The organism is Bradyrhizobium forestalis (genome assembly GCF_002795245.1).
Taxonomy (GTDB): domain Bacteria; phylum Pseudomonadota; class Alphaproteobacteria; order Rhizobiales; family Xanthobacteraceae; genus Bradyrhizobium; species Bradyrhizobium forestalis.
The window spans coordinates 1-19,862 of record NZ_PGVG01000001.1; the positions used below are offsets into that span (position 1 = coordinate 1).

Here is a 19,862-nt window from a genome sequence, read left to right on the forward strand (position 1 = left end):
GCCTCGGAGGATGGACCGGCTACGCCTCGGAGCGGCCACCAGGTCCCATCACTATGCGCAGAGGGTGGCACCGCTTCAAGCAAATGTCAGCCGGTTGGAGGCTCCGAGATATGTGCACGCCTTAGCCTTGTGGGAGAGGGTGGATCGCCGCGTAGCGGCGAGACGGGTGAGGGGTCTCTCTCCGAGCGTGACTCTCTTGCTGTTGAATTCGCTGAGCCAACCCCTCATCCGGCGCTTCGCGCCACCTTTTCCCGCAAGGGGAGAAGGAAGGGCAGCGGCAATGCTGTGCGAACCTACCCCGCGATCTCGCGCCAGTCCGCGCCGCGCAGCATGCGCATCACGGCATTGCCCACGGCCGTGCGTTGCCGGCCGGCGACCCCATAAAGGCTGACGGTGCGGCGGGCGTCCAGCCCCGTGACTGCGGCGCGTGTCAGCCGCTCCGGCACGGGCGAGGTGTGCGGCACCATGGCGATGCCCATGTCGGCCTCGACCAGCTCGATCAAATCGCGCTCGTTCGAGACCTCATGACCCTGTTCGATGTCGATGCCGTGTTCGCGCAGGCTCGCGGAGATGCGGCGCGCGTGCTCGCAGAAGGTCCGGCTCAGCAGCTGCTCGGATCGCAAATCGTCCAGCTCGATCGAGTTGCGGCCGGCCAGGCGGTGCCCGTCGCCGACGACGAGCTCGAAGCTTTCCGTGAACAGCGGCCAGACGTCGAGGCGGTCCCAGGCCTCGTCGATCTCGGCAGCGATGCCAAGCTCGGCTTCGCCCTTCTTCAGGAAATCGCCGACCTCCCGGCTCGAGCCGCGCAGGAAGCGGAACTCGAGCCGGTTGAACTGCCGTTTGATCTCGTTGAGATGCGGAATCAGCAGGGCAAGGTCGATCGAATGCGTCAGCGCAATGCGGAGCGCACCGATCTCGCCGCTTCGGAACGAGGAGGCGAGCGAGCGCGCGCCTGCTGCGGCGTCATAGCACTGCTTCAGAAGCGGATGCATCCGCTGGCCGAGCTCGGTCAATTGCGCGGCGGGGCGTTCCCGGCGGAACAGGTCGCCGCCGAGCTCGGCCTCGAGCTGCTTGATCGCGCGCGTCAGCGACGGCTGCGTCACGTTGCACTCCTCGGCCGCGCGCGTGAAATTCAGAAGCTGCGCCACCGCGAGGAAATAGCGGACCTGGTGCATTTCCATGGATCGGCTCCCAGCAAAATCGACCGGAATCTAGCCGATCGGGGCGGGGAATGACATCCCGCAAGCGATAGCGCGGACGTATGGACTCGGAAGCCAACCGGCATTTCCGCAAACCCCGGTGATCCCGCACATTTCGCTCCAGCCACGGCGCGGTGTTTGCGCCCAGAAGAGGTCCGGATCATGAATATCCCCATCAAGACGCAGACGTCCGCTTCGTCACGCGTGCTGGCCGGCAAGGTGGCTCTCGTCACCGGGTCGACCAGCGGCATCGGCCTCGGAATCGCACGCGCTTTGGCTGCGGCCGGCGCCGACATCGTGCTCAACGGCCTTGGCGTCGCGAGCGAGATCGGCCGGACGCGCGAGCAGATCGCCGCCGAGTTCGGCGTCAAGGCAAGCTATTCACCGGCGGATATGACGAGGCCGAAATCGATCGCCGAGATGATCGCGGCGACGGTGGCCCAATCCAGCCGGCTGGACATCCTGGTCAACAACGCCGGCATCCAGCATGTCGCGCCGCTCGACCAGTTTCCGGTCGAGAAGTGGGACCAGATCCTCGCGATCAACCTGTCCTCGGCATTCCACACCACGCGGCTCGCGCTGCCGGCGATGCGGCTCAACGGCTTCGGCCGGATCATCAACGTCGCCTCGGCGCACGGCCTGGTGGGCTCGCCGTTCAAGGCGGCCTATGTCGCCGCCAAGCACGGCATCGTCGGTCTCACGAAGGTGACGGCGCTGGAGACCGCGGAGGAGGGCATCACCTGCAACGCGGTCTGCCCGGGTTACGTCTACACGCCGCTTGTCGAGGCACAGATCGACGGGCAGGCCAAGGCGCACGGCATCTCGCGCGATCAGGTCATCCGCGACGTCTTGCTGGCGCAACAGCCAAACAAGCGCTTTGCTACGCTCGAGGAGCTCGGCGCGCTCGCGGTGTTCCTCTCGACGGACGCGGCGGCCTCGATCACCGGCGTCGCGCTGCCGGTCGACGGCGGCTGGACCGCGCACTAACATGAGCCGGCGTAACAAGCCGAAGCCGGCAGCGAATATCGGAGCAGTGCAGGCTGATCAGGAGCGAACCATGAACGGCACGCAGAACAACATATCGCGCAAGGACCTGCCGGGTCAGGTCGTGCTCGTGCTGCAAGGCGGCGGCGCGCTCGGCTCGTACCAGGCCGGGGTCTACCAGGCATTGCACGAAGCCGGCATCGAGCCGGACTGGATCATCGGCACGTCGATCGGCGCCATCAATGCGAGCCTGATTGCGGGCAATGCAAGGGAGCACCGGCTGGCGCGCTTGAGGGAGTTCTGGAAGCGGATGGAGCAGCAGCCGGTCTGGGACTGGCGGACCGCGTTTCCCGGCTTCAACGAGAAGCTCGCTTATTGGTCGACCGTCACCCACGGCATTCCAGGTTTCTTCCGGCCCAATCCGCTGGCGCATGCCGGGGATTCCTATCCGCTGGGCGCCGATCACGCGGGCTATTATTCGACTGCTCCGCTGGAGAAGACGCTGAGCGAGCTGGTCGATTTCGATCTGGCCAATCGCTGCGCGCCGCGCCTGACGGTCGGTGCGGCTCATGTCGGCACGAGCGAAATGCGCTATTTCGACAGCCGCGACGGCGAGTTGACGGTGAAGCATGTGATGGCTTCGGGCGCGCTGCCCCCAGCTTTCCCCGCCGTGCGCATCGACGGCGAGCTCTATTGGGACGGAGGCATCCTGTCGAACACGCCGACCGAAGCGGTGTTCGACGACAATCCACGCAGGGATTCGCTGATCTTCTCCGTGCATCTGTGGAATCCCGTCGGGCCCGAGCCCACCACGATGGCCGAGGTGCTGAACCGGCACAAGGACGTGCAATATTCCAGCCGCATCGCTAGCCAGATCGTGCGACAGCAGCAGGCCCATCGCCTGCGCCATGTGATCAACCAGCTTGCGGCGCGGCTTCCGGAGAGCGAGCGCAACGATCCCGCGGTGATGGAGCTGATGAGCTACGGCTGTCCGACCCGCATGCATGTGGTGCGGCTGCTGGCGCCGCAGCTCGAGCGCGAGACCCATACCAAGGATATCGACTTCAGTCCGTCCGGGATCACGCGGCGCTGGCATGCCGGCTATGCGCACACGAAGTCGGTACTGGCGCGCAAGCCCTGGATCGGTGAGTTCGATCCGCTCGCCGGCGTGGTGCTGCACGAGCATATGGACGAGATGCCGATGGCGGCGGAATGAGGGCTTCGTTCGTCGTTGCTTTGCACGACGACGATTTCGCAGGCGCGCGGTCCGGAGTATGGTCGCCGTGTCTTCGTCGCGAGGCCTGCAATTGGTCGCTGAGAAGGATCTGGAGAAGTCGCTCGATACGCTGCGCGCGCACGCGGCGGGACCCGTCGCGGGCGTGTTCGGTCCGGCTTCGCTGACCTGGCGGATCGACCGGGAGGCCGTGATCTTTCTCGGCGCCGGCCGTGCGCTGCTGCTGCAGCTGGCCCATCCATGGGTGGCGGCGGCGATCGCCGAGCATTCGCGCACCCTTGCCGATCCGATCGGCCGCTTCCATCGCACTTTCGACATCGTCTTCACGATGGTGTTCGGCTCGCTGGACCGGGCGCTGCTGTCGTCCCGGCAGCTGCATCGGCGTCACAGCATGATCGTCGGCGAGATGCCCGAGACCGTGGGTCCGTTTGCGGCCGGATCGCGCTACTGCGCCAACGACATCCCCGCGCTGCGCTGGGTCCATGCGACGCTGGTCGAAACCGCGCTGATGGCACATGATCTGGCGCTGCCGCCACTCTCGGCGGAGGAGCGCGATCACTATTGGAGCGAGGCCAGGCTGTACGGCGCCCTGTTCGGATTGACGGGGGATGATTTGCCGGCGGACTGGTCCGGCTTCGTCGCCTACACCACGGCAATGGTGCAGTCGGAGACGCTGACCGTCAGCCCTGCGGCGCGCGAGATCGCCGCGCAGATATTCAGCGGCGCCCGTCCGTGGTTGCGGCCGCCGCAATGGTATCGCGCGCTCACCGCGAGGATGCTGCCCGAGCGCTTGCGCGCAGGCTTTGGTTTTGAGCTCGACGAGCGCGCGATCCGATCCGCCGACAATGCGCTGCGATGGATCAGGCGCGTCTATCCGAAATTGCCTGATCGGCTGCGCTATGTCGGTCCCTATCAGGAAGCGCAGGCCCGGCTGCGGGGCGAGCTGGAGCCGGACTGGATGACTCGCTGTCTCAACCGGGCCTGGATCGGCCGGCCGCAGATGGACGTGCGCGGCAAGGGGTGAAGGCCCAATCTCTCGTGTCCCGGACAAGCCGCAACGCGCAAGCGTTGCGGCGCAGAGCCGGGACCCAGAATCCTCGGACTCCGGCGTGGCATGGGCCCCGGCTCAGCAGCGCACCGTCGAAGAGACGCCGCGCTGTGTCCGGGGCACGAGAGGAGAGTGAGGCGGACACTCTTTCCGTCATTGCGAGCGAAGCGAAGCAATCCAGACTGTCTCCGCGAAAGCAGTCTGGATTGCTTCGTCGCAAGGGCTCCTCGCAATGACGGCGTATGTGGAAACGCCTCAGCCTCCCACCGACGCCAGCTTGCGGTACAGCGCGCTGTAGCTGCCGGCCGAGATGCTCCAGGAGAACGATCGTCCCATGGCGCTGCGGCGCATGGTATCAAGCTGGTCGTGCGCCATGAAGGCCGAGAAGGCCCGGCGGACGCCGCCGAGGAGAGATTCGTGCGAGGGTTTTGAGAACAGGAATCCGGTCTCGCCGTCGGTGATGGTCTCGGCGAGGCCGCCGGTCTGGTGCCCGATCGGCAGCGAGCCGAAGCGCTGGGCATACATCTGGCTGAGGCCGCACGGCTCGAAGCGCGACGGCATCAAGGTGAAGTCGCTGCCGGCGAAGATGCGCCGCGCCTGGGCATCGTTGAAGCCGATCACGACCCCGATGGCGTCGGGGCGGCGGCGATGCGCGTCGATCAAGGCCCGCTCGAGCGCCGGCTCGCCCGAGCCGGTGACCACGATCTGCCCGCCGGCATCGACGATCTCGTCGGCGGCCGACAGCACGAGGTCGATGCCCTTCTGGTGCACGAGGCGGGCGACGATGCCGAACATCGGGCCGCGCGAGACAGCAAGCCCGAACTGCTTGCGCACGTAATCCGCATTGGCCCTCTTGCCGGCCCAGTCGCCGGCGCCGAACTGCTGGGCGAGCTGGGCGCAGGAGCGCGGGTCCCAGCTCTCGTCGATGCCGTTGAGGATGCCGGTGAGCTCGGCCGCGTCGGAGCGGATACGAAGCAGGCCTTCGAGGCCGCAGCCGAATTCGGCCGTGGTGATCTCGCGCGCATAGGTGGCGCTGACGGTGGTGAGGTGCGAGGCGTAGACGAGGCCTGCCTTGAGGAAGGAGACCTGGTCGTAGAACTCGACGCCGTCGATGTGGAAGGAACTCTCCGGTGCGCCGATCCGCCGCAGCGAGTCCTTCGGGAAGAGACCCTGATAGGCAAGGTTATGGATGGTCAGGATCGACGGCAGCTTGGCGCCTTGCCAGGCAAGGTAAGCCGGCACGAGCGAGGCCTGCCAGTCATTGGCATGGATCAGGTCTGCTGCCCAATTCTTGTCCAGCTTGCCCATGGCGAGCTCGGCCGCCGCCGAGGCAAAGCGCGCGAAACGGATGTCGTTGTCGGGCCAGTCGCGCCCGGACTCATCGCCATAGGGGTTGCCGGGCCGGTCGTAGAGCTGTGAGCACAACAGCACGTAGACCGGCAGGCCGTCCTTGGTCGCGGCCCGGCCGAGCGAGCAGGCCGGCATCTCCGCGAATGCAGGACAGCGGCCAACGATCTGAATATGCGTGAGTTGCTCGATGATGTCGCGATAGCCGGGCAGCATGATCCGGATATCGGCGAAGGAGCGAAGGGCACGGGGAAGGGCGGCGGAAACGGCGCCCAGTCCGCCTACGCGGACGAAGTCGTCCAGCTCTGTGGTGACGAACAAGACCCTCAAGAACAGCTGCCCTCTTCCGATCCCGTTCGATGCTATGCAAGAACGGGTCCAGTTGTCCTGGAATTCTTACAGCCCGCCCACGCGACGCGTCTGTTCGGTAAACACTTTCCTACTCAGCCGCCGCCCTCTAGGGTCGCCGCATCAACAACAAAGAACTTCGATGGTTCCTAAGAGAGACCCAAGGACGTGAGCAGGCATGCAGCTACCAGACAAGCATGAGGGGACATTGACAAAGGTCATGGCGGGTTTGCGAGTCCTGGATTTTTCGACCACGATCGCCGGTCCGCACTGCGCGCGCATGCTAGCCGACATGGGCGCCGAGGTCATCAAGATCGAGACCGACGGCGGGGAGACGATGCGGACCCGGCCGCCGCTGCGCAACGGCTGCAGCACCGCGTTCGGCCAGCTCAATGTCGGCAAGAAGAGCGTGGTGCTCGACCTCAAGTCCGAGGACGGCAAGGAGGCAGTGCGCCGGCTGGCCGCGACCGCCGACATTCTGGTCGAGAATTTCCGCCCGGGCGTGATGCAGCGGCTGCAGCTCGATTACGACAGGCTGTATCAGGTCAACCCGAGGCTGATCTACTGCTCGATCTCCGGCTATGGCCAGACCGGCCCCTCGGCCGAGCTGCCGGCCTATGCGCCGGTGATCCATGCGGCTTCCGGGTACGACATGGCGCATCTTGCCTACCAGCCGGGCCGCAGCCGGCCCGACTATTGCGGCATCTACCATGCCGACGTCGTCACCGGCACCTATGGTTTTGGCGCGATTGCGTCGGCGCTCTATCAGCGCACCGTGACCGGGCTCGGCCAGCACATCGACGTCTCCATGCTGGAATCGATGCTGAGCTTGACCCTGACCGAGTTGCAGAGCGCGCAATTCGCGGTGACGCCGCCCCCGCGCCCGATGTTCGGTCCGACGGAGACGGTAAGCGGCTTTGTCATGATCACCGTCGCCAGCGAGAAGACGTTCCAGGCCCTGATGGGCGTGATCGGCCGCCCCGAATGGGTCTCCGATCCACGCTTCGCCACCTATGCTCCGCGCCGCGCGAACTGGGCGGAGGTGATGGACGGCGTCGAGGTCTGGTCGCGGCAGCTTTCGACCGATGCATGTCTCCTCGCGCTTGGCGCTGCCGGCGTCCCGGCCTCGGCCTATCGCACCGTGTCAGAAGCGCTGGCGGATCCGCAGCTCGCGCATCGGCAGGCGCTCTCCGAGGTGCGGGACGAGGGCGGTTCGTTCCAGGTTCTCAACCTGCCGTTCCGGATGTCGGGCGCCGACATCACGCCGGCCAAGACGGTGTCCGCGCTCGGCGCGCACACGGAGGCGTTGCGCGAGGAGATTGGCCTCGCCAGCGACGCGTCAATTCCGACAGGCAAAACGGCCGCGACAGGCTGAACGGCTTCGTGCCGCAAGCAATGCGGCCTTGCGCGCCGTCGGGTTGCCATTCTCGATCGCCGTAAACTAGACAGGAGCGAGTTTGTCTCGCTCCGCCGGCCATGGCATGCTGCGCAGAGAACGAGAAATATGCCGGGAGGACACCAATGAAGAGTTTCAAGGTCGCCGATTTCAAGGCACCGCTGCAGGAGGTCGACGAGGCGACGCCGCAGCCGTCTGGCACGCAGGTGCTGATCAAGGTGAAGGCCGCCGGTGTCTGCCATAGCGACCTCCACATCTGGGAAGGCGGCTATGATCTCGGTCATGGCCGCAAGCCGCTGTCGTTGAAGGACCGCGGCATCAACCTGCCGCTGACCATGGGCCACGAGACCGTCGGCGAAGTTCTCGCCTTCGGCCCGGACGTGAAACCGACCGACCAGGGCGATCTCAAGCTCGGCGATGTCGGCCTGGTCTATCCCTGGATTGGCTGCGGCAAATGCGCGACGTGCCTCGGCGGTGACGAGAACATGTGTCTGACGCCGCGCTCGCTCGGCGTCTATTGCGACGGCGGCTATGCCGACCACATGCTGGTGCCGCATCCGCGCTACCTGCTCAATCTCAAGGGGCTCGATCCCGCGACGACCGCGCCCTATGCCTGCTCGGGCGTCACCACCTACAGCGCGCTGAAGAAGGTCGAGCAGCATTTCGACGCGCCGATCGTGATGTTCGGTGCCGGCGGACTCGGCCTGATGGCGCTGTCGCTGCTGAAGGCCATGGGCGGCAAGGGCGCGATCATGGTCGATATCGACGCCAGGAAGCGCGAGGCGGCCGAGAAGGCCGGCGCGCTGGCGACCGTCGATCCCAAGGCGCCGGATGCGCTGGAGCAGCTTGCCAAGAAAGCGGGCGGCCCGATCCGCGCCGTGATCGACCTCGTCGGCAACTCTGCCACGACGCAGCTCGGCTTCGACTGCCTGACCAAGGGCGGCAAGCTCGTCATCGTCGGCCTGTTCGGCGGCGGCGCGACCTGGGCGCTGCCGCTGATTCCGATCAAGGCGGTGACGATCCAAGGCAGCTATGTCGGAAACTTGCGCGAGACGCAGGAGCTGCTCGAGCTCGTGCGCACCAAGAAGGTGCCGCCGATCCCGGTGACGCGGCAACCGCTCGCCAAGGCCAACGACGCGCTGCTGCAATTGCAGCAGGGCGCCGTGGTCGGCCGCACCGTGCTGACGCCGTAACCTCTTCTGTCATTCCGGGGCGGTCCGTAGGACCGAACCTGGAATCTCGAGATTCCGGGTTCGATGCTTTGCATCGCCCCGGAATGACACCTTCCTCTCAGGAACGCTTCATGTCCGCAAACAACGCCTTCCACATTGCCGTGCTCGCCGGTGACGGCATCGGTCCCGAAGTCATGGCGCCGGCGCTCGAGGTGCTGCGCAAGGTCGGCGAAAAATCCGGCCTCGGCTTCCGCTTCACCGAGGCGCCGGCCGGCGCCAACAATTATCTCGCCACCGGCAAGTCGATGCCGGATACGACGATCAAGCTGTGCGAGGAGGCGGACGCGATCCTGCTCGGCGCCTGCGGCCTGCCATCGGTGCGCTACCCCGACAATACCGAGATCGCGCCGCAGATCGAGCTGCGCTTCATCTTCGATCTCTATGCCGGCGTGCGTCCGGCGCGCCTCATTCCCGGCGTGCCGAGCCCGATCGTCGGCGCGGATACGCGCGGCATCGATCTCGTCGTGATCCGCGAATCCACCGAGGGCCTGTTCGCCTCCATGGGCAAGGGCGTCGTCACCGACGAGGATGCGCGCGAGACCTTGGTGATCACGCGCAGGACATCCGAGCGCCTGTTCGAGTTCTCGTTCCGCCTCGCCGAGCGGCGCAGGGCGCGCGGCAAGCCGGGGATGCTGACCTGCGTCGACAAGGCGAACGTGTTCAAGGCGTTTGCGTTCTTCCGCGGCATCTTCGACGAGATCGCCAAGAAGCACCCGGAGGTGAAGACCGACCGGCTCTATGTCGATGCCTGCTCGGCAATGCTGGTGAAGCGTCCCTGGGATTTCGATGTCATGGTGATGGAGAATATGTTCGGCGACATCGTCTCCGACATCACCGCGAGCCTGATCGGCGGCCTCGGCATGGCGCCGTCCGCCGACATCGGCGACAAATATGCCGTGTTCCAGCCTTGCCACGGCACCGCCCCCGATATCATGGGGCAAGGCAAGGCCAATCCGACCGGCATGATCCTGTCCGCGGCGATGATGCTGGACTGGCTCGCCGACAAGCACGGCCTCGAGAGCGCGGCGGAAGCCGGCGAGACGATCGAGCGTGCCGTGGACCAGGTCTATGCCGCTGGCATCAAGCCGATGGAGTTCGGCGGCAGCAATGGCACGGCGGATATTACGAAGGCGGTGCTGGCAGCGCTTTGAGAAGCAATCGAGGAGCTCATCTCGAAAGATAAAGGGGCCCGGGAGCCCCTTTATCGTTCACCAGCGGCGCCAGTGATGATGATGACGCCAGCCCCACGGACGCGGACCGTAGAAGCGCGGGCCGCCGTAATAGCCGTAGGCGCGGTAATAGTTCGGACGCCACCAGCAGCGGCCCCAGGGGTTACACACCCAGCGCACCTGTTCGACGTCAGCGGCCGGACCGCCTGCAATCTTGTCCGCCTGCGGGATGCCGTTCGGCATTGCCGCGAGGGCCGGTCCCGACGCGAGCGCCACGCCACCCATGGCGGCCAGACCAAGAACAGCGAATTTCAATGTCATCGCAATCTCCCTCGTTGGTTGCGGGAGAACTTGCGTCAGATCAACTGGTTGCAGCCGCATCGAGCTGCGCGCGGAATTTAATCTTCCTGAATGTCGGTTCAGCTTCAGCGGCCCCGGAACTGCGGCTTGCGCTTCTCCATGAAGGCCTGCCGGCCCTCGCGGAAATCCTCCGAGTCCATGCAGGCATTGCCGATCGCCTTGATCGCCTCCATGTCGCGCCGGCTCTCGTCCTTCAGCACCTGCGCGATGGTGATCTTCGCGGCCTTGATCGCGAGAGGGGCGTTTTGCGCGATCGTCTCGGCAATCGTCATGGTCTCGCCCCAGAGCTCGCCCTCCGGGAACAGGCGCTCCACGAGGCCAATGCGCAGCGCCTCGGCGGAATCGATACGCATGCCCGTGTACATCAGCAGCCGCGCCCAGGCTGGGCCGACCAGCGACACCAGATGTCGCAAGCCGTCATAGCCATAGGCAATGCCGAGTTTGGCTGCGGGGATGCCGAACTGGCTGCCATGCGAGGCGAGGCGGATATCGGCGAGCATCGCGACCTGCATGCCGCCGCCGAGGCAAAACCCCTGGATGCAGGCGATGGTCGGCTTGGGATAGTCGGCGAGCAGCGCGCGCTGGGCGGCGCTGCGCTTGGCGTACTCCTCCGACGCCGCCGCATTGTGCCTGACCCTCTCGAACTGGCTGATGTCGGCGCCCGAGACGAACGCCTTGCCGCCGGCGCCGCGCAGGATCACGACGCGCACGGTGTCGTCGTCGCGCAAGGCCGTCAGCGCCTCGCCAAATCCCTCCCACATCTCCAGCGACATCGCGTTGCGCTTGTCGGGATTGTTGAAGGTGATCACGCCGACGCCACCGGCCGTGTGCTTGAGGATCTTGCCGTCGGCGTAAGGCGTTCCGGTCGTGCTGAAAATGTCGGGCATCGCGCGCTCGCTGGTCGTAGGCCGAGCGCAATGTGCGGCGCGGGCGCCGCCGCGGTCAACCGGGGCAGGGCAGGAGAGTCTGCATCCGCCTGCGCTGCGATTGCATGGCGCGCGCGAAGTTCGACGAATGGCGGCATGCGGCCAAGAACATGCTGCCAAGAAGAAGGGGTGGCCAGGCCGCCCCGAGACAGACCGCGCGCAAGCGCGCGGGCGCAGGCATATCCCGTCCCATCCTGTTCAATCCGGCCGCGCCCCCGTGACGCGGCGGATTGAACGTCGGCCGTAAAGGCCAGGCCGTCGATCGGCCTCAGCTCTCGTTCGCCGCGATCGATTCCATCAGCGAGACGAGCTGACGCTGCACCGTCTGGTCCTTGATCTTGCTGTAGGCGCGCAGCAAACGGAGGCTGAAGGCCGAGTCGAGGAAGAGCAGGCTCTCGACTTCGCGGGCCTTGTTGTCGCCGTCGTAGAAGAAGGTCACGGGCACGTCGAGGGCGGAGGCGATCTGCTGAAGCCGGGCCGCGCCGACGCGATTGACGCCCTTCTCGTATTTCTGCACCTGCTGGAAGCTGACGCCGAGCTTCTCGCCGAGCTCAGCCTGCGAGATCTTCATCTCGACGCGCCGCAGACGGATCCGCTTGCCAAGCTCGATGTCCGGCTTGCCGGCGCTGCGCTGCTTCATTCTTTTCGCCGCTGCTTTCATCTCTGTTTTCACCTTTGTTCTTCGGTTGAAAATCCCCCGAAGAGCTGGGTCAGGGGTTCGCCCATATACGAGTCCTTGAATTCATGCGGGTGCACGAACTCTTCCTTAAACCACGGGAAGCGAGCCGGACTGAAAGCCTCGATCAGCCAGTCAATCATGTGCCGCACGCGCGGAATACGGCCGCTACCGGGATGGTAGGACAACCAGATATCCAGCGGTCGGTTCAGCTCGACCTCCAGTGGAATCAATTTCCCGCCAAGCGCAATGGCGTAGCTCGGGAATACGCCGATGCCGGCGCCATTCGCGACCGCCCAGTAGTTGGCGCTTGAGACGTTGGTCTTCATGACCAGAAGGTCACGTTCCGAAACGCCCGGGAAGAAGCTCTCGAAGGATTCCTTGGCGGCGAGCTGGTCGGCGAATTGCAGCACCAGGCGATGCTTGATCAATTCCGCCGCCGAATGCGGCGCGCCATGCTTTGCGATGTATTTCTCGGAGGCCCAGAACATCAGATGCATGCGGCCGAGCCGCACCAGCTTGATGTCGAGCGCCGAGGGACGCGACAGATGGATGGCGACGTCGGCCTCGTGGCGCGAGACATCGGCGGAGCGCATCGCGCAATGCAGGTCCACCAGGATCTTCGGATAGGCCTGCTGGAATTCGACCAGCCGCGGGGCCAGCCAGAATGTCCCGAGCCCCTCGGTGACGGCAACGCGGACCTCGCCGGACAAGGCGTTGGCCATCGAATCGCTGGCGCGCAGCACGTCGAAGGTGGCCGCTTCCATACGCTCGACGGCGGAGACCACCAGAGCACCCTCATCGGTCAGATGGGTGCCGTGAACGTCGCGGGTGAACAGCGTGGTGCCGGTCTGGCGTTCGAAATCGTCGATTCGTCGGCGCACGGCGTTGATCGACAGCGACAAGCGTTCGGCCGCCGAGCGAAAACTTCCGCATCGAACGACTTCCAAAAATATGCGGGCGGCATCCCAATCCGAGAGACCGCTGAGATTTGTCTTTGGGCGTTCCGCCACAGGAACGCCCCTTTCCGCCAAGGAGTGCATACAAGTCCCTTCAGGAAGCTAAACTGGCAGAATCTGGCGCAAACCACAACCACGACGGGTTGGGGAATGACGAGTTTTGAACGTCATCCTTACTGTCTCGTGGGCGGTATTGGGATGCTGCCGCGGGCTGGGAATTCGGGCAGACTATCGGCCTGACTGAGGGGTTTTGGCGTGAGTTCCGTTGCGAGCCGTGGAGTGGCTGCGGGATTGCCGGCGCTGTCCGCAATGGAAATTCTTGCGCGAGAGCCGATGCCGTCTCCCTCGATGGATCGATCACACCGCGTCAGGCGTTTGCTCCCAGACCACTTCGGCGATCTCCAATGGTGCTGCATGGCGATGGCGGCCGGAGCCGCGGTTCCACGGTACATTGAAATCAGGTTCGGAGGCGCAGTCGCCTCGTGCTATCTTTGGTCTTCCATGGGGGCCGAAGGGGGCGTCACAAATACGTCTCGCAGGCCGAATTAACGGAAAGAACGCCGGTGTCGCATTCAGACGAACAGTTGCAGTCGGTGCTGGGAACGCTCGAGGAGTGCCGCAGGGTTCTCAATGAGTGCAACAGCCGTGAGTCGGCCGAGATGCTGTCCATTGTCATCCTCGACGTCAGGATGAAACTGAAAGGAATTGACAGTGCCGATCTCAAGGCGCTGTGCGACGAAATGCTGCGGAGCGCTGCGAGTGAGCCGCCGCCCCCTTCCAAGCAGACGCAGGACCAGCCCCGGCGTCCGCTGCTCCGCGTGGTGAAGTAGCCGCGCCGCCGAATCTCGCTATTTGGCGAGGTTTGTGCGCGTCCCGATGCCGCATCTGTGATCACGGAGGGCATCGGGAGGAGCCTTGGTTTTGTGCGCCTCTGTTGCGCATTCTTCGGCATCGGCTACACCAGAGCCGGTTCGGTTCCGGGCCGGGCGCATTCCTTGCGCGCCGTACCGGCACCTGAGATGGCTCCGACTGCATCATGCAAAATGTTTCGATCCCGGCGGCGCTGATTGCCGGCCTCGTCAGCTTCCTCTCGCCTTGCGTCCTGCCTCTGGTTCCGCCCTATCTGATCTACCTCACGGGCGCCACGATCGAGCATGTCGAGAGCGACGAGCCGGCCGCTGTCTCCAAGCGCGCGATCATGATGTCGGCGCTCCTGTTCGTGCTCGGCTTCTCCACCGTCTTCGTGGCGCTCGGCGCCAGCGCCTCGCTGATCGGCGGGCTGATTCGTGCCTGGTCGGCGGAGCTGTCGATCCTGGCCGGCGTCGTCATCATCATCATGGGCCTGCACTTCCTGGGCTTGACGCGCATCGGCCTTTTGATGCGCGAGGGACGGCTGCCGATTCCCAAACCGGTCGGCCTTTGGGGCGCCTATATCATGGGGCTGGCGTTCGCCTTCGGCTGGACGCCTTGCATCGGGCCGATCCTCGCCGCGATCCTCTCGGTCGCCGCGGCTGAAGCCACGGTGACGAAGGGCGCCGGCCTGCTCGCGGTCTATTCCGCGGGCCTCGGCATTCCCTTCCTGATCGCCGCGCTGATGATCGAGCAGTTCTCAGCGCTGTTCGCGCGCATGAAGGGCCACCTCGTCAATGTCGAGCGCGCCATGGGCGTGTTGATGGTGATCACCGGCGTCGGCTTCCTCACCGGCGCGGTCTCCAATGTGAGCATCTGGCTGCTGGAGACGTTTCCGGCGCTGCAGTCGATTGGTTAGGGCGTGCTTCCGGAGAACCGTGCGGCGGTTCTCCGGAAGATCGTGCTCGAACGACAATCCAAAGCGCGGCGAGACCGGCTCAGGGCTTGAACACATAGCCCGGCGTGATCGCCGCCGTCTCCGGGATCGGCGGCAGGTCGGCGAACAGCTCGGGACGGTCCTTCATGACCTTGAGAATGTGCTTCGGCTCGATATGCGCATTGACGTCGAAGGTCGATTTGAGGATGCCGAGCCGGGAGAGCCGGTCCTCGGCGCTCCAGAGCGCGCGGTAGTTGTTCGCCGACAACCGGCGGTCCGCCTGCTGGATGTTGAACTGCATCGCGGCCTCGGCGACGTCCTGCTTGAGGCCGGGAATCCAGCGCGTGGCAACCTGCGCCGCCTGCTTCGGGTTCTTGCGCATCCATTGGTCGGCCTCGGAGACCGCCGCGAGGAACTTCTCGATGGTCTCGCCATTGGCCTGCACCCAGGGGCGAAGCGCGACGTTGAAGCCGAGATAGGAGATCACGTCGCCGCCGCGGATGATCTCGACCGCGCCGGGCACATCCTTGCCAGCGACGATCGGCCAGGGATCCCAGCCCGAGAACGCGTCGATGCCCTTGGCGAGCAGGGCGACGGTCATGTCCGGCGGCGGCGTGTTGACCAGCGTCACGTCGTCGGGCTTCAGCCCGGCCTTCTCCAGCGTCGCCAGGATGTAGAGATGGTTGATCGTGCCGAAGGACGCCGCGATCTTCTTGCCCTTCAGCGTCGACAAGTCGCCCTTGACGATGCCTGAACCTTCGCGCGCGATGATCGCCATGGTCGCATCGGAGCCGGCCTTGGTGGCGTTGCCGCTGTAATTGCCGAGCGCGACGAGGTCCATGCCGCGCAGCACGGCGCCGATCATGGGCACGCCGACCTGCACGATCTCGCTCTCCCCGGCCTGCAATGCGTTCAGCGCGTCGACGCCGGTCGCGTAGGGGCGCGCGATCGTGACGTCGAGCCCGTACTTCTCGAAGAAGCCGCGCTCGAGCGCGATCGGCAGGCCGATCTGGTCGATGCCGGTGACCATGCCGGCCTTCAGCTTCGTCAGGGTCTGGGCGCTTGCCGGCACCATGCCGGCCAGGAGCGCGATCGCAAGCAGCAAGAGTCGTTTCATATCCTCAGCCTCCCTCTTTTATCGGTCCCACCGCCGTGACCCAGTAAGGTCTGGCCACGGCGTTGAGGTCCGTTCTTTTGACACCGCGCAGTTCGATCGAATGCTCGTCCGTGCCCGAGACGCGTCCATATTGCTGGAACGCGAGCACGTGGAAGCGCTCCGGCGTGAACGGCAGCTCGATCTGCACGTTCACCTTCTCCGACGTGCCTGTGAGCTCCGGCGAAATCTTTCCCGGCGCTGCGATCGTCAGCCAGAGCTGAAACAGCGCCCATGCGGCAATCGCGCCGAGCACAATGCGGCCCTTGGGCGATCGCAAGGTTTCGGAGGCGATGCTCATGCCGCGCGCACCATCTGCAACACGCGCGCCGAGAGCTGCTTGAAGTGGTCGTCCCTGACGAGGTCGTCCCAGACGCGAGGCCGCGGCAGGTCGACCGCGATCTCGTCGAGCACGCGTCCCTTCGACAACACGACCACGCGATTGGCGAGAAACACCGCTTCCGCAACGTCATGGGTGATGAAGATCACCGTCGGCTTGCGCTCCTGCCAGATGCGGGTCAGTTCCTCCTGGAGCGTCATGCGCGTCTGCGCGTCGACGCTGGCGAACGGCTCGTCCATCAAGAGGACGTCGGGGTTGTTGGCGAGTGCGCGCACCACGCCGACGCGCTGCTGCATGCCGCCGGAGAGCTCGTTGGGATAGCGGTGCGCCGCGTGCGAGAGCCCGGCAAGCGCGAGATATTCGCGCGCGATGCGGTCACGCTCGGCCTTCGGGACGCCGCGCATCTTCGGTCCGAATCCGACATTGTCGAGCACCGTCTTCCAGGGAAACAGCGCGAACGACTGGAATACGACGCCGCGCTCGGGGCCGGGCCCGTGCACCGGCTTGCCGTCGAGCAGGATGTCGCCCTTCGAATAGGGGATGAAGCCGGCGATCATGTTCAGGATCGTCGTCTTGCCGCAGCCGGAGGGACCGACCACCGAGATGAATTCGCCGGGCTCGACGTCGAGCGAGACGTCGTGCACGGCGGTGACATGCGCACCCGCATAGGGGTCGAAATAGGTCTTGCCGAGATTGCGCAGCGAAAGCGTCTTCATGATGTCACCAATCCCCAACGCTGGCCGGTCGCGCGCTCGAGCGGCGCGAGAATCCAGGCGTCCACGATGTACCAGAGCAATCCGAGAATGATCATGCCGAGCAGGATCTCGACGGTCGAGCCGGCGCGGCGAGCGTCGAACATCATGAAGCCGATACCGGAGGTGCCGACGATCATCTCGACCGCGATCAGCGCGCGCCAGCCATAACCGAGCCCGTTGCGCAGGCCCGTGATGATGTTGGGAAGCGCGCCCGGCAGCGTCACCTCCCACAGCACGCGCGCACGCGAGGCCCCGAGGCTCAAGGCGGCACGCGCCAGATCGCGCGGCACGGATTCGACGCCGAGCACGGTGTTGAGCACGACCGGGAACAGCACGGTGTAGACGATGACGAAGGTCATCGTCGTCAGCCCGAAGCCGAACCAGATCAACAGGATCGGCAGCCAGGCGATGTCGCCGATGGCCTGGAAGAACAAGAGCACCGGCCAGCAGATGCGATGCGCCCAACGGCTGGTGCCGATCAGGACGCCCAAGGGAATGCCGAGCGCCATGCCGACCGCGGCGCCGGTCGCGAGCCGGATCAGGCTGTCCTGGAGATAATCCGGCAGGATGCCCTTGTAGGTGAGCGTGAAGAACGCGCGCACGACATCGGCCGGGCCCGGGAAGAAAGCGCGTGGAAACAGCCCGGCTTCGCTGACGGCGGTCCACAGCGCCAGCACCGGGATGAAGGGAATGACGGCGGCGATCCCCGGCCAGCGCCGGGTCAGGCGGGCATAGCCGGCCCAGATTTGCAGCATCAGATTCATGCGCGCCTCACCATGCCCCAGCGCTCGATGGTCGCGCGTTCCAGCGGGACCAGCAGCAGACGGTCGATCAGAAGCCAGAGCACGCCGATCACGATCATGCCGAACACGATCACCTCGGTGCGGTAGAAGTCGCGTGCGACGAACAGCATGTAGCCGAGGCCGACATTCGTTGCGATCATCTCGGCGGCGATCAGCCCGCGCCAGGCGAAGCCGAGACCCGTCCGAATGCCGGTGACGATATTGGGCAGCGCGCCCGGCAGCAGCACTTCGGTCAGCAGCGCCCAGCGGCCGGCGCCGAGCGAGGCGGCAGCATTGCGCAGCGTGTGTGGAATGGTCCTGACGCCGAGCAGGGTGTTGTAGGCGACGACGAAGAACACGGCGTTGAAGATCACGAAGACGATCGCGCCAAAACCGTAGCCGAACCACAGCGTCGCGATCGGGATCCAGGCAATGCCGGCGAGCACCGAGAAGAAGCGGAACAGCGGCGTGAGGAAGGCCGCGACCGTCGGGCTGACCCCCATGGCGATGCCGAGCGGCACGGCGGTTGCGATCCCGATCAATGTACCCAGACCGACACGCAAGAGACTTGCGCCGACATGGGCGAACAGTGTGCCGTCGCGGATCGAGTCCAGCGCGGCCGCGCCGACCGCACCGACCGAGGGAAACACGCGCGGATTGACGTTGAACAGCGGGACGACGATGGCCCAGATCGCGAGCAGCGCAAGCAGCGGCGCGACGAACATCGCAGCTCCCACCAGCGAGTTGACGCTGCGGATCAGCCGCGACGATCGGCCCTTCAGACTGCCCGTCACCTGCATTTGACCTCCCTGACGCTCAGCTATGCCTGTGCCGGCATTTCACGCTGATCATTTCCGACATCGTAGCCACGTTTCGCGCAATCGCATATCTCCGTCGGTTGCGACCCTCGCGTTCCCGGGCGGAGCGAGGATCCGGGCCGAGCCCTTCATGTCACGGTCCATGGCGCTTTCTCTTGCGCTTGATGCTCGACGTCCTGGTCACGCGGACGTCCGATCCGCCCGCTTTACGGGTGGCCGCGGCGCTGGCCGGCTTGCGGTTCGAAAGCTTCAATCGGGTGTAGCCCAGCAGCCGTTCCATCGCTGCACGCGCCTTCTCCGGGTTGCCGCTCTCGATGGCTCGCGCCGCCGCCACGTGGTTCGGTAGATTATCCCTGAACCAGCCGCCGGGGCCCCCGACGGCGACGGTGAAGACGGTGCTCAGGATGGTGTCGATCGCGCCGCGAAAGCCCTGGAGCACCGGATTGTGGGTCGCGTCCAGGATGGCAAGATGGAAAGCCTTGTCGGCTGCAAGGGCGCTGGCCTGGTCCTTTGCGGTCTGCATCGCAGCCAAGGCCGTGTCGATCCGCCAGCGGTCGTTCCTGGTCGCGCGTTCGGCGGCAAGGGCTGCGGCGGCAGGTTCGATGATCGAGCGCACCTCCTGGATCGCCAGCAGAAGGTCGCGATCCGGTGCGTCCTGGCCGACGAGCCAGCTCAGCACGTCGCGGTCGAGCAGGCTCCATTCGTGGCGCGGCAGCACGTGCGTGCCGTGGCGCGGCCGCACGCTGACGAGACCCTTTGCGGCAAGCGTCTTGACGGCCTCGCGTACCACGCCGCGCCCCACGCCGAAGCGGGTTTCGAGTTCAGGCTCCGGCGGCAGCGTCGTCCCGACCGGAATGAGATCCTGGGCGATCTCGCGGCCGAGCGTCGTCAGCACGGCGCGAATGCGGCCGGGCTTGATCGGCTTGTCGACGGGGCTCGGGCGCGCTCTTGCCACTCGTGCGTTTCTCCCGTCCGGCCTGTCGCGGCCGGTTCATTTGTCTTTGGCTGCCACGCCCCGGCAGCTGCACAATCATCCGATGTTTAACATCGGATGTTTGGGTGAGGGCAAGCGCAATTGTCGCAGGTCGGCTGTGCTGCGTTGCGATATGTGCTGCAGGAGGCCGCGGATCAGGTCGCCTCGTCCAGCGTGCAGATCACGGTGCAGACCACGCCACGCGGCAGGAAGTCGACGGTTGCCTCGCCGCCCAGCTGAAGCGCAAGTTGCAGTGCAACAGGTCGTGCAGGAGTAGCCCCGCGCCGAAGAGTGCCGCCAGCGCACGCGAAATGACTTCCGTCCCGCTGAGGTTTTTCATACGCTTGCCTCTCGCATGCCGCATAGCGGCTGCGCTC

Annotated in this window: 21 protein-coding genes; 9 read left to right on the top strand and 12 right to left on the bottom strand. The window is 65.3% G+C overall.

The annotated features are described in order from the left end of the window. Positions 1 to 293: 293 nt before the first annotated feature. Entirely contained in the window at positions 294 to 1,181 is an 888-nt protein-coding gene (locus CVM73_RS00005; RefSeq protein ID WP_100229978.1) for a LysR family transcriptional regulator, read from the bottom strand. Positions 1,182 to 1,361: 180 nt separating this feature from the next. On the opposite strand from CVM73_RS00005, the gene CVM73_RS00010 reads away from it, so the two are divergent. The 3 genes from CVM73_RS00010 (at position 1,362) to CVM73_RS00020 (ending at position 4,441) form a co-directional block, all read left to right on the top strand. Continuing rightward, positions 1,362 to 2,186, top strand: a complete 825-nt coding sequence (locus CVM73_RS00010; protein ID WP_100229979.1) for a 3-hydroxybutyrate dehydrogenase — start codon at positions 1,362 to 1,364, stop codon at positions 2,184 to 2,186. A 70-nt stretch (positions 2,187 to 2,256) separates the two neighbouring features. Then, positions 2,257 to 3,399, top strand: coding sequence for a DUF3734 domain-containing protein (locus CVM73_RS00015; RefSeq protein WP_100230374.1), 1,143 nt, complete (start codon positions 2,257 to 2,259; stop codon positions 3,397 to 3,399). A 91-nt stretch (positions 3,400 to 3,490) separates the two neighbouring features. After that, the gene (locus CVM73_RS00020) at positions 3,491 to 4,441 is read left to right on the top strand and encodes an oxygenase MpaB family protein (protein ID WP_167406563.1); all 951 of its coding nucleotides are present in this window, start codon (positions 3,491 to 3,493) and stop codon (positions 4,439 to 4,441) included. Positions 4,442 to 4,720: 279 nt separating this feature from the next. Here the strand turns inward: CVM73_RS00020 and glgA are convergent, their stop codons facing one another. Then, positions 4,721 to 6,142: a glycogen synthase GlgA gene (gene glgA, locus CVM73_RS00030; protein ID WP_100229981.1), complete on the bottom strand. Its 1,422-nt coding sequence runs from the start codon at positions 6,140 to 6,142 to the stop codon at positions 4,721 to 4,723. Positions 6,143 to 6,338: 196 nt separating this feature from the next. Between glgA and CVM73_RS00035 the strand changes: the two genes are divergently transcribed. From CVM73_RS00035 to CVM73_RS00045, 3 genes are all read left to right on the top strand, one after another. Further along, the gene (locus CVM73_RS00035; protein WP_100229982.1) at positions 6,339 to 7,535 is read left to right on the top strand and encodes a CaiB/BaiF CoA transferase family protein; all 1,197 of its coding nucleotides are present in this window, start codon (positions 6,339 to 6,341) and stop codon (positions 7,533 to 7,535) included. Positions 7,536 to 7,681: 146 nt separating this feature from the next. Continuing rightward, positions 7,682 to 8,749 carry an alcohol dehydrogenase gene (locus tag CVM73_RS00040; protein ID WP_100229983.1) on the top strand — a complete coding sequence of 356 codons (1,068 nt, stop codon included), beginning with the start codon at positions 7,682 to 7,684 and terminating at the stop codon, positions 8,747 to 8,749. Between the two features lie 110 nt (positions 8,750 to 8,859). Next, positions 8,860 to 9,939 carry an isocitrate/isopropylmalate dehydrogenase family protein gene (locus CVM73_RS00045; RefSeq protein ID WP_100229984.1) on the top strand — a complete coding sequence of 360 codons (1,080 nt, stop codon included), beginning with the start codon at positions 8,860 to 8,862 and terminating at the stop codon, positions 9,937 to 9,939. 57 nt (positions 9,940 to 9,996) lie between these two features. Here CVM73_RS00045 and CVM73_RS00050 read toward each other — a convergent pair whose 3' ends face one another. The 4 genes from CVM73_RS00050 to CVM73_RS00065 form a co-directional block, all read right to left on the bottom strand. Beyond that, on the bottom strand, positions 9,997 to 10,278 hold the full coding sequence (locus CVM73_RS00050; RefSeq protein WP_100229985.1) for a hypothetical protein: 282 nt from the start codon (positions 10,276 to 10,278) through the stop codon (positions 9,997 to 9,999). Positions 10,279 to 10,382: 104 nt separating this feature from the next. After that, positions 10,383 to 11,204: an enoyl-CoA hydratase gene (locus CVM73_RS00055; protein ID WP_100229986.1), complete on the bottom strand. Its 822-nt coding sequence runs from the start codon at positions 11,202 to 11,204 to the stop codon at positions 10,383 to 10,385. Between the two features lie 307 nt (positions 11,205 to 11,511). Further along, positions 11,512 to 11,883: a helix-turn-helix domain-containing protein gene (locus tag CVM73_RS00060; protein WP_020608151.1), complete on the bottom strand. Its 372-nt coding sequence runs from the start codon at positions 11,881 to 11,883 to the stop codon at positions 11,512 to 11,514. A gap of 29 nt (positions 11,884 to 11,912) precedes the next feature. Next, positions 11,913 to 12,962 (bottom strand): LysR family transcriptional regulator, encoded by a 1,050-nt coding sequence (locus tag CVM73_RS00065; protein ID WP_100229987.1) that lies wholly within the window; start codon positions 12,960 to 12,962, stop codon positions 11,913 to 11,915. Positions 12,963 to 13,441: 479 nt separating this feature from the next. Between CVM73_RS00065 and CVM73_RS00075 the strand changes: the two genes are divergently transcribed. Both CVM73_RS00075 and CVM73_RS00080 read left to right on the top strand, forming a co-directional pair. Beyond that, positions 13,442 to 13,708, top strand: coding sequence for a hypothetical protein (locus CVM73_RS00075; protein ID WP_100229989.1), 267 nt, complete (start codon positions 13,442 to 13,444; stop codon positions 13,706 to 13,708). A gap of 206 nt (positions 13,709 to 13,914) precedes the next feature. Continuing rightward, positions 13,915 to 14,646 carry a cytochrome c biogenesis CcdA family protein gene (locus CVM73_RS00080; RefSeq protein ID WP_100229990.1) on the top strand — a complete coding sequence of 244 codons (732 nt, stop codon included), beginning with the start codon at positions 13,915 to 13,917 and terminating at the stop codon, positions 14,644 to 14,646. A 79-nt stretch (positions 14,647 to 14,725) separates the two neighbouring features. Here the strand turns inward: CVM73_RS00080 and CVM73_RS00085 are convergent, their stop codons facing one another. The 6 genes from CVM73_RS00085 to CVM73_RS00110 form a co-directional block, all read right to left on the bottom strand. Then, positions 14,726 to 15,781 carry an ABC transporter substrate-binding protein gene (locus CVM73_RS00085; protein ID WP_100229991.1) on the bottom strand — a complete coding sequence of 352 codons (1,056 nt, stop codon included), beginning with the start codon at positions 15,779 to 15,781 and terminating at the stop codon, positions 14,726 to 14,728. 4 nt (positions 15,782 to 15,785) lie between these two features. Then, entirely contained in the window at positions 15,786 to 16,118 is a 333-nt protein-coding gene (locus CVM73_RS00090; RefSeq protein ID WP_100229992.1) for a hypothetical protein, read from the bottom strand. Beyond that, positions 16,115 to 16,873, bottom strand: coding sequence for an ABC transporter ATP-binding protein (locus tag CVM73_RS00095; RefSeq protein WP_100229993.1), 759 nt, complete (start codon positions 16,871 to 16,873; stop codon positions 16,115 to 16,117). Before CVM73_RS00095 ends, CVM73_RS00090 begins: the two co-directional genes overlap by 4 nt. After that, positions 16,870 to 17,676 carry an ABC transporter permease gene (locus tag CVM73_RS00100; protein WP_100229994.1) on the bottom strand — a complete coding sequence of 269 codons (807 nt, stop codon included), beginning with the start codon at positions 17,674 to 17,676 and terminating at the stop codon, positions 16,870 to 16,872. The genes CVM73_RS00095 and CVM73_RS00100 overlap by 4 nt, the downstream gene beginning before the upstream one ends. Further along, the gene (locus CVM73_RS00105) at positions 17,673 to 18,494 is read right to left on the bottom strand and encodes an ABC transporter permease (protein ID WP_245452182.1); all 822 of its coding nucleotides are present in this window, start codon (positions 18,492 to 18,494) and stop codon (positions 17,673 to 17,675) included. The genes CVM73_RS00100 and CVM73_RS00105 overlap by 4 nt, the downstream gene beginning before the upstream one ends. Positions 18,495 to 18,645: 151 nt before the next feature. After that, positions 18,646 to 19,467, bottom strand: a complete 822-nt coding sequence (locus CVM73_RS00110; RefSeq protein WP_100229995.1) for a FadR/GntR family transcriptional regulator — start codon at positions 19,465 to 19,467, stop codon at positions 18,646 to 18,648. Between the two features lie 120 nt (positions 19,468 to 19,587). Here CVM73_RS00110 and CVM73_RS39925 point away from each other — a divergent pair, with 120 nt between their 5' ends. After that, the gene (locus CVM73_RS39925; protein ID WP_167406526.1) at positions 19,588 to 19,725 is read left to right on the top strand and encodes a hypothetical protein; all 138 of its coding nucleotides are present in this window, start codon (positions 19,588 to 19,590) and stop codon (positions 19,723 to 19,725) included. The last annotated feature ends 137 nt before the right edge of the window (positions 19,726 to 19,862 follow it).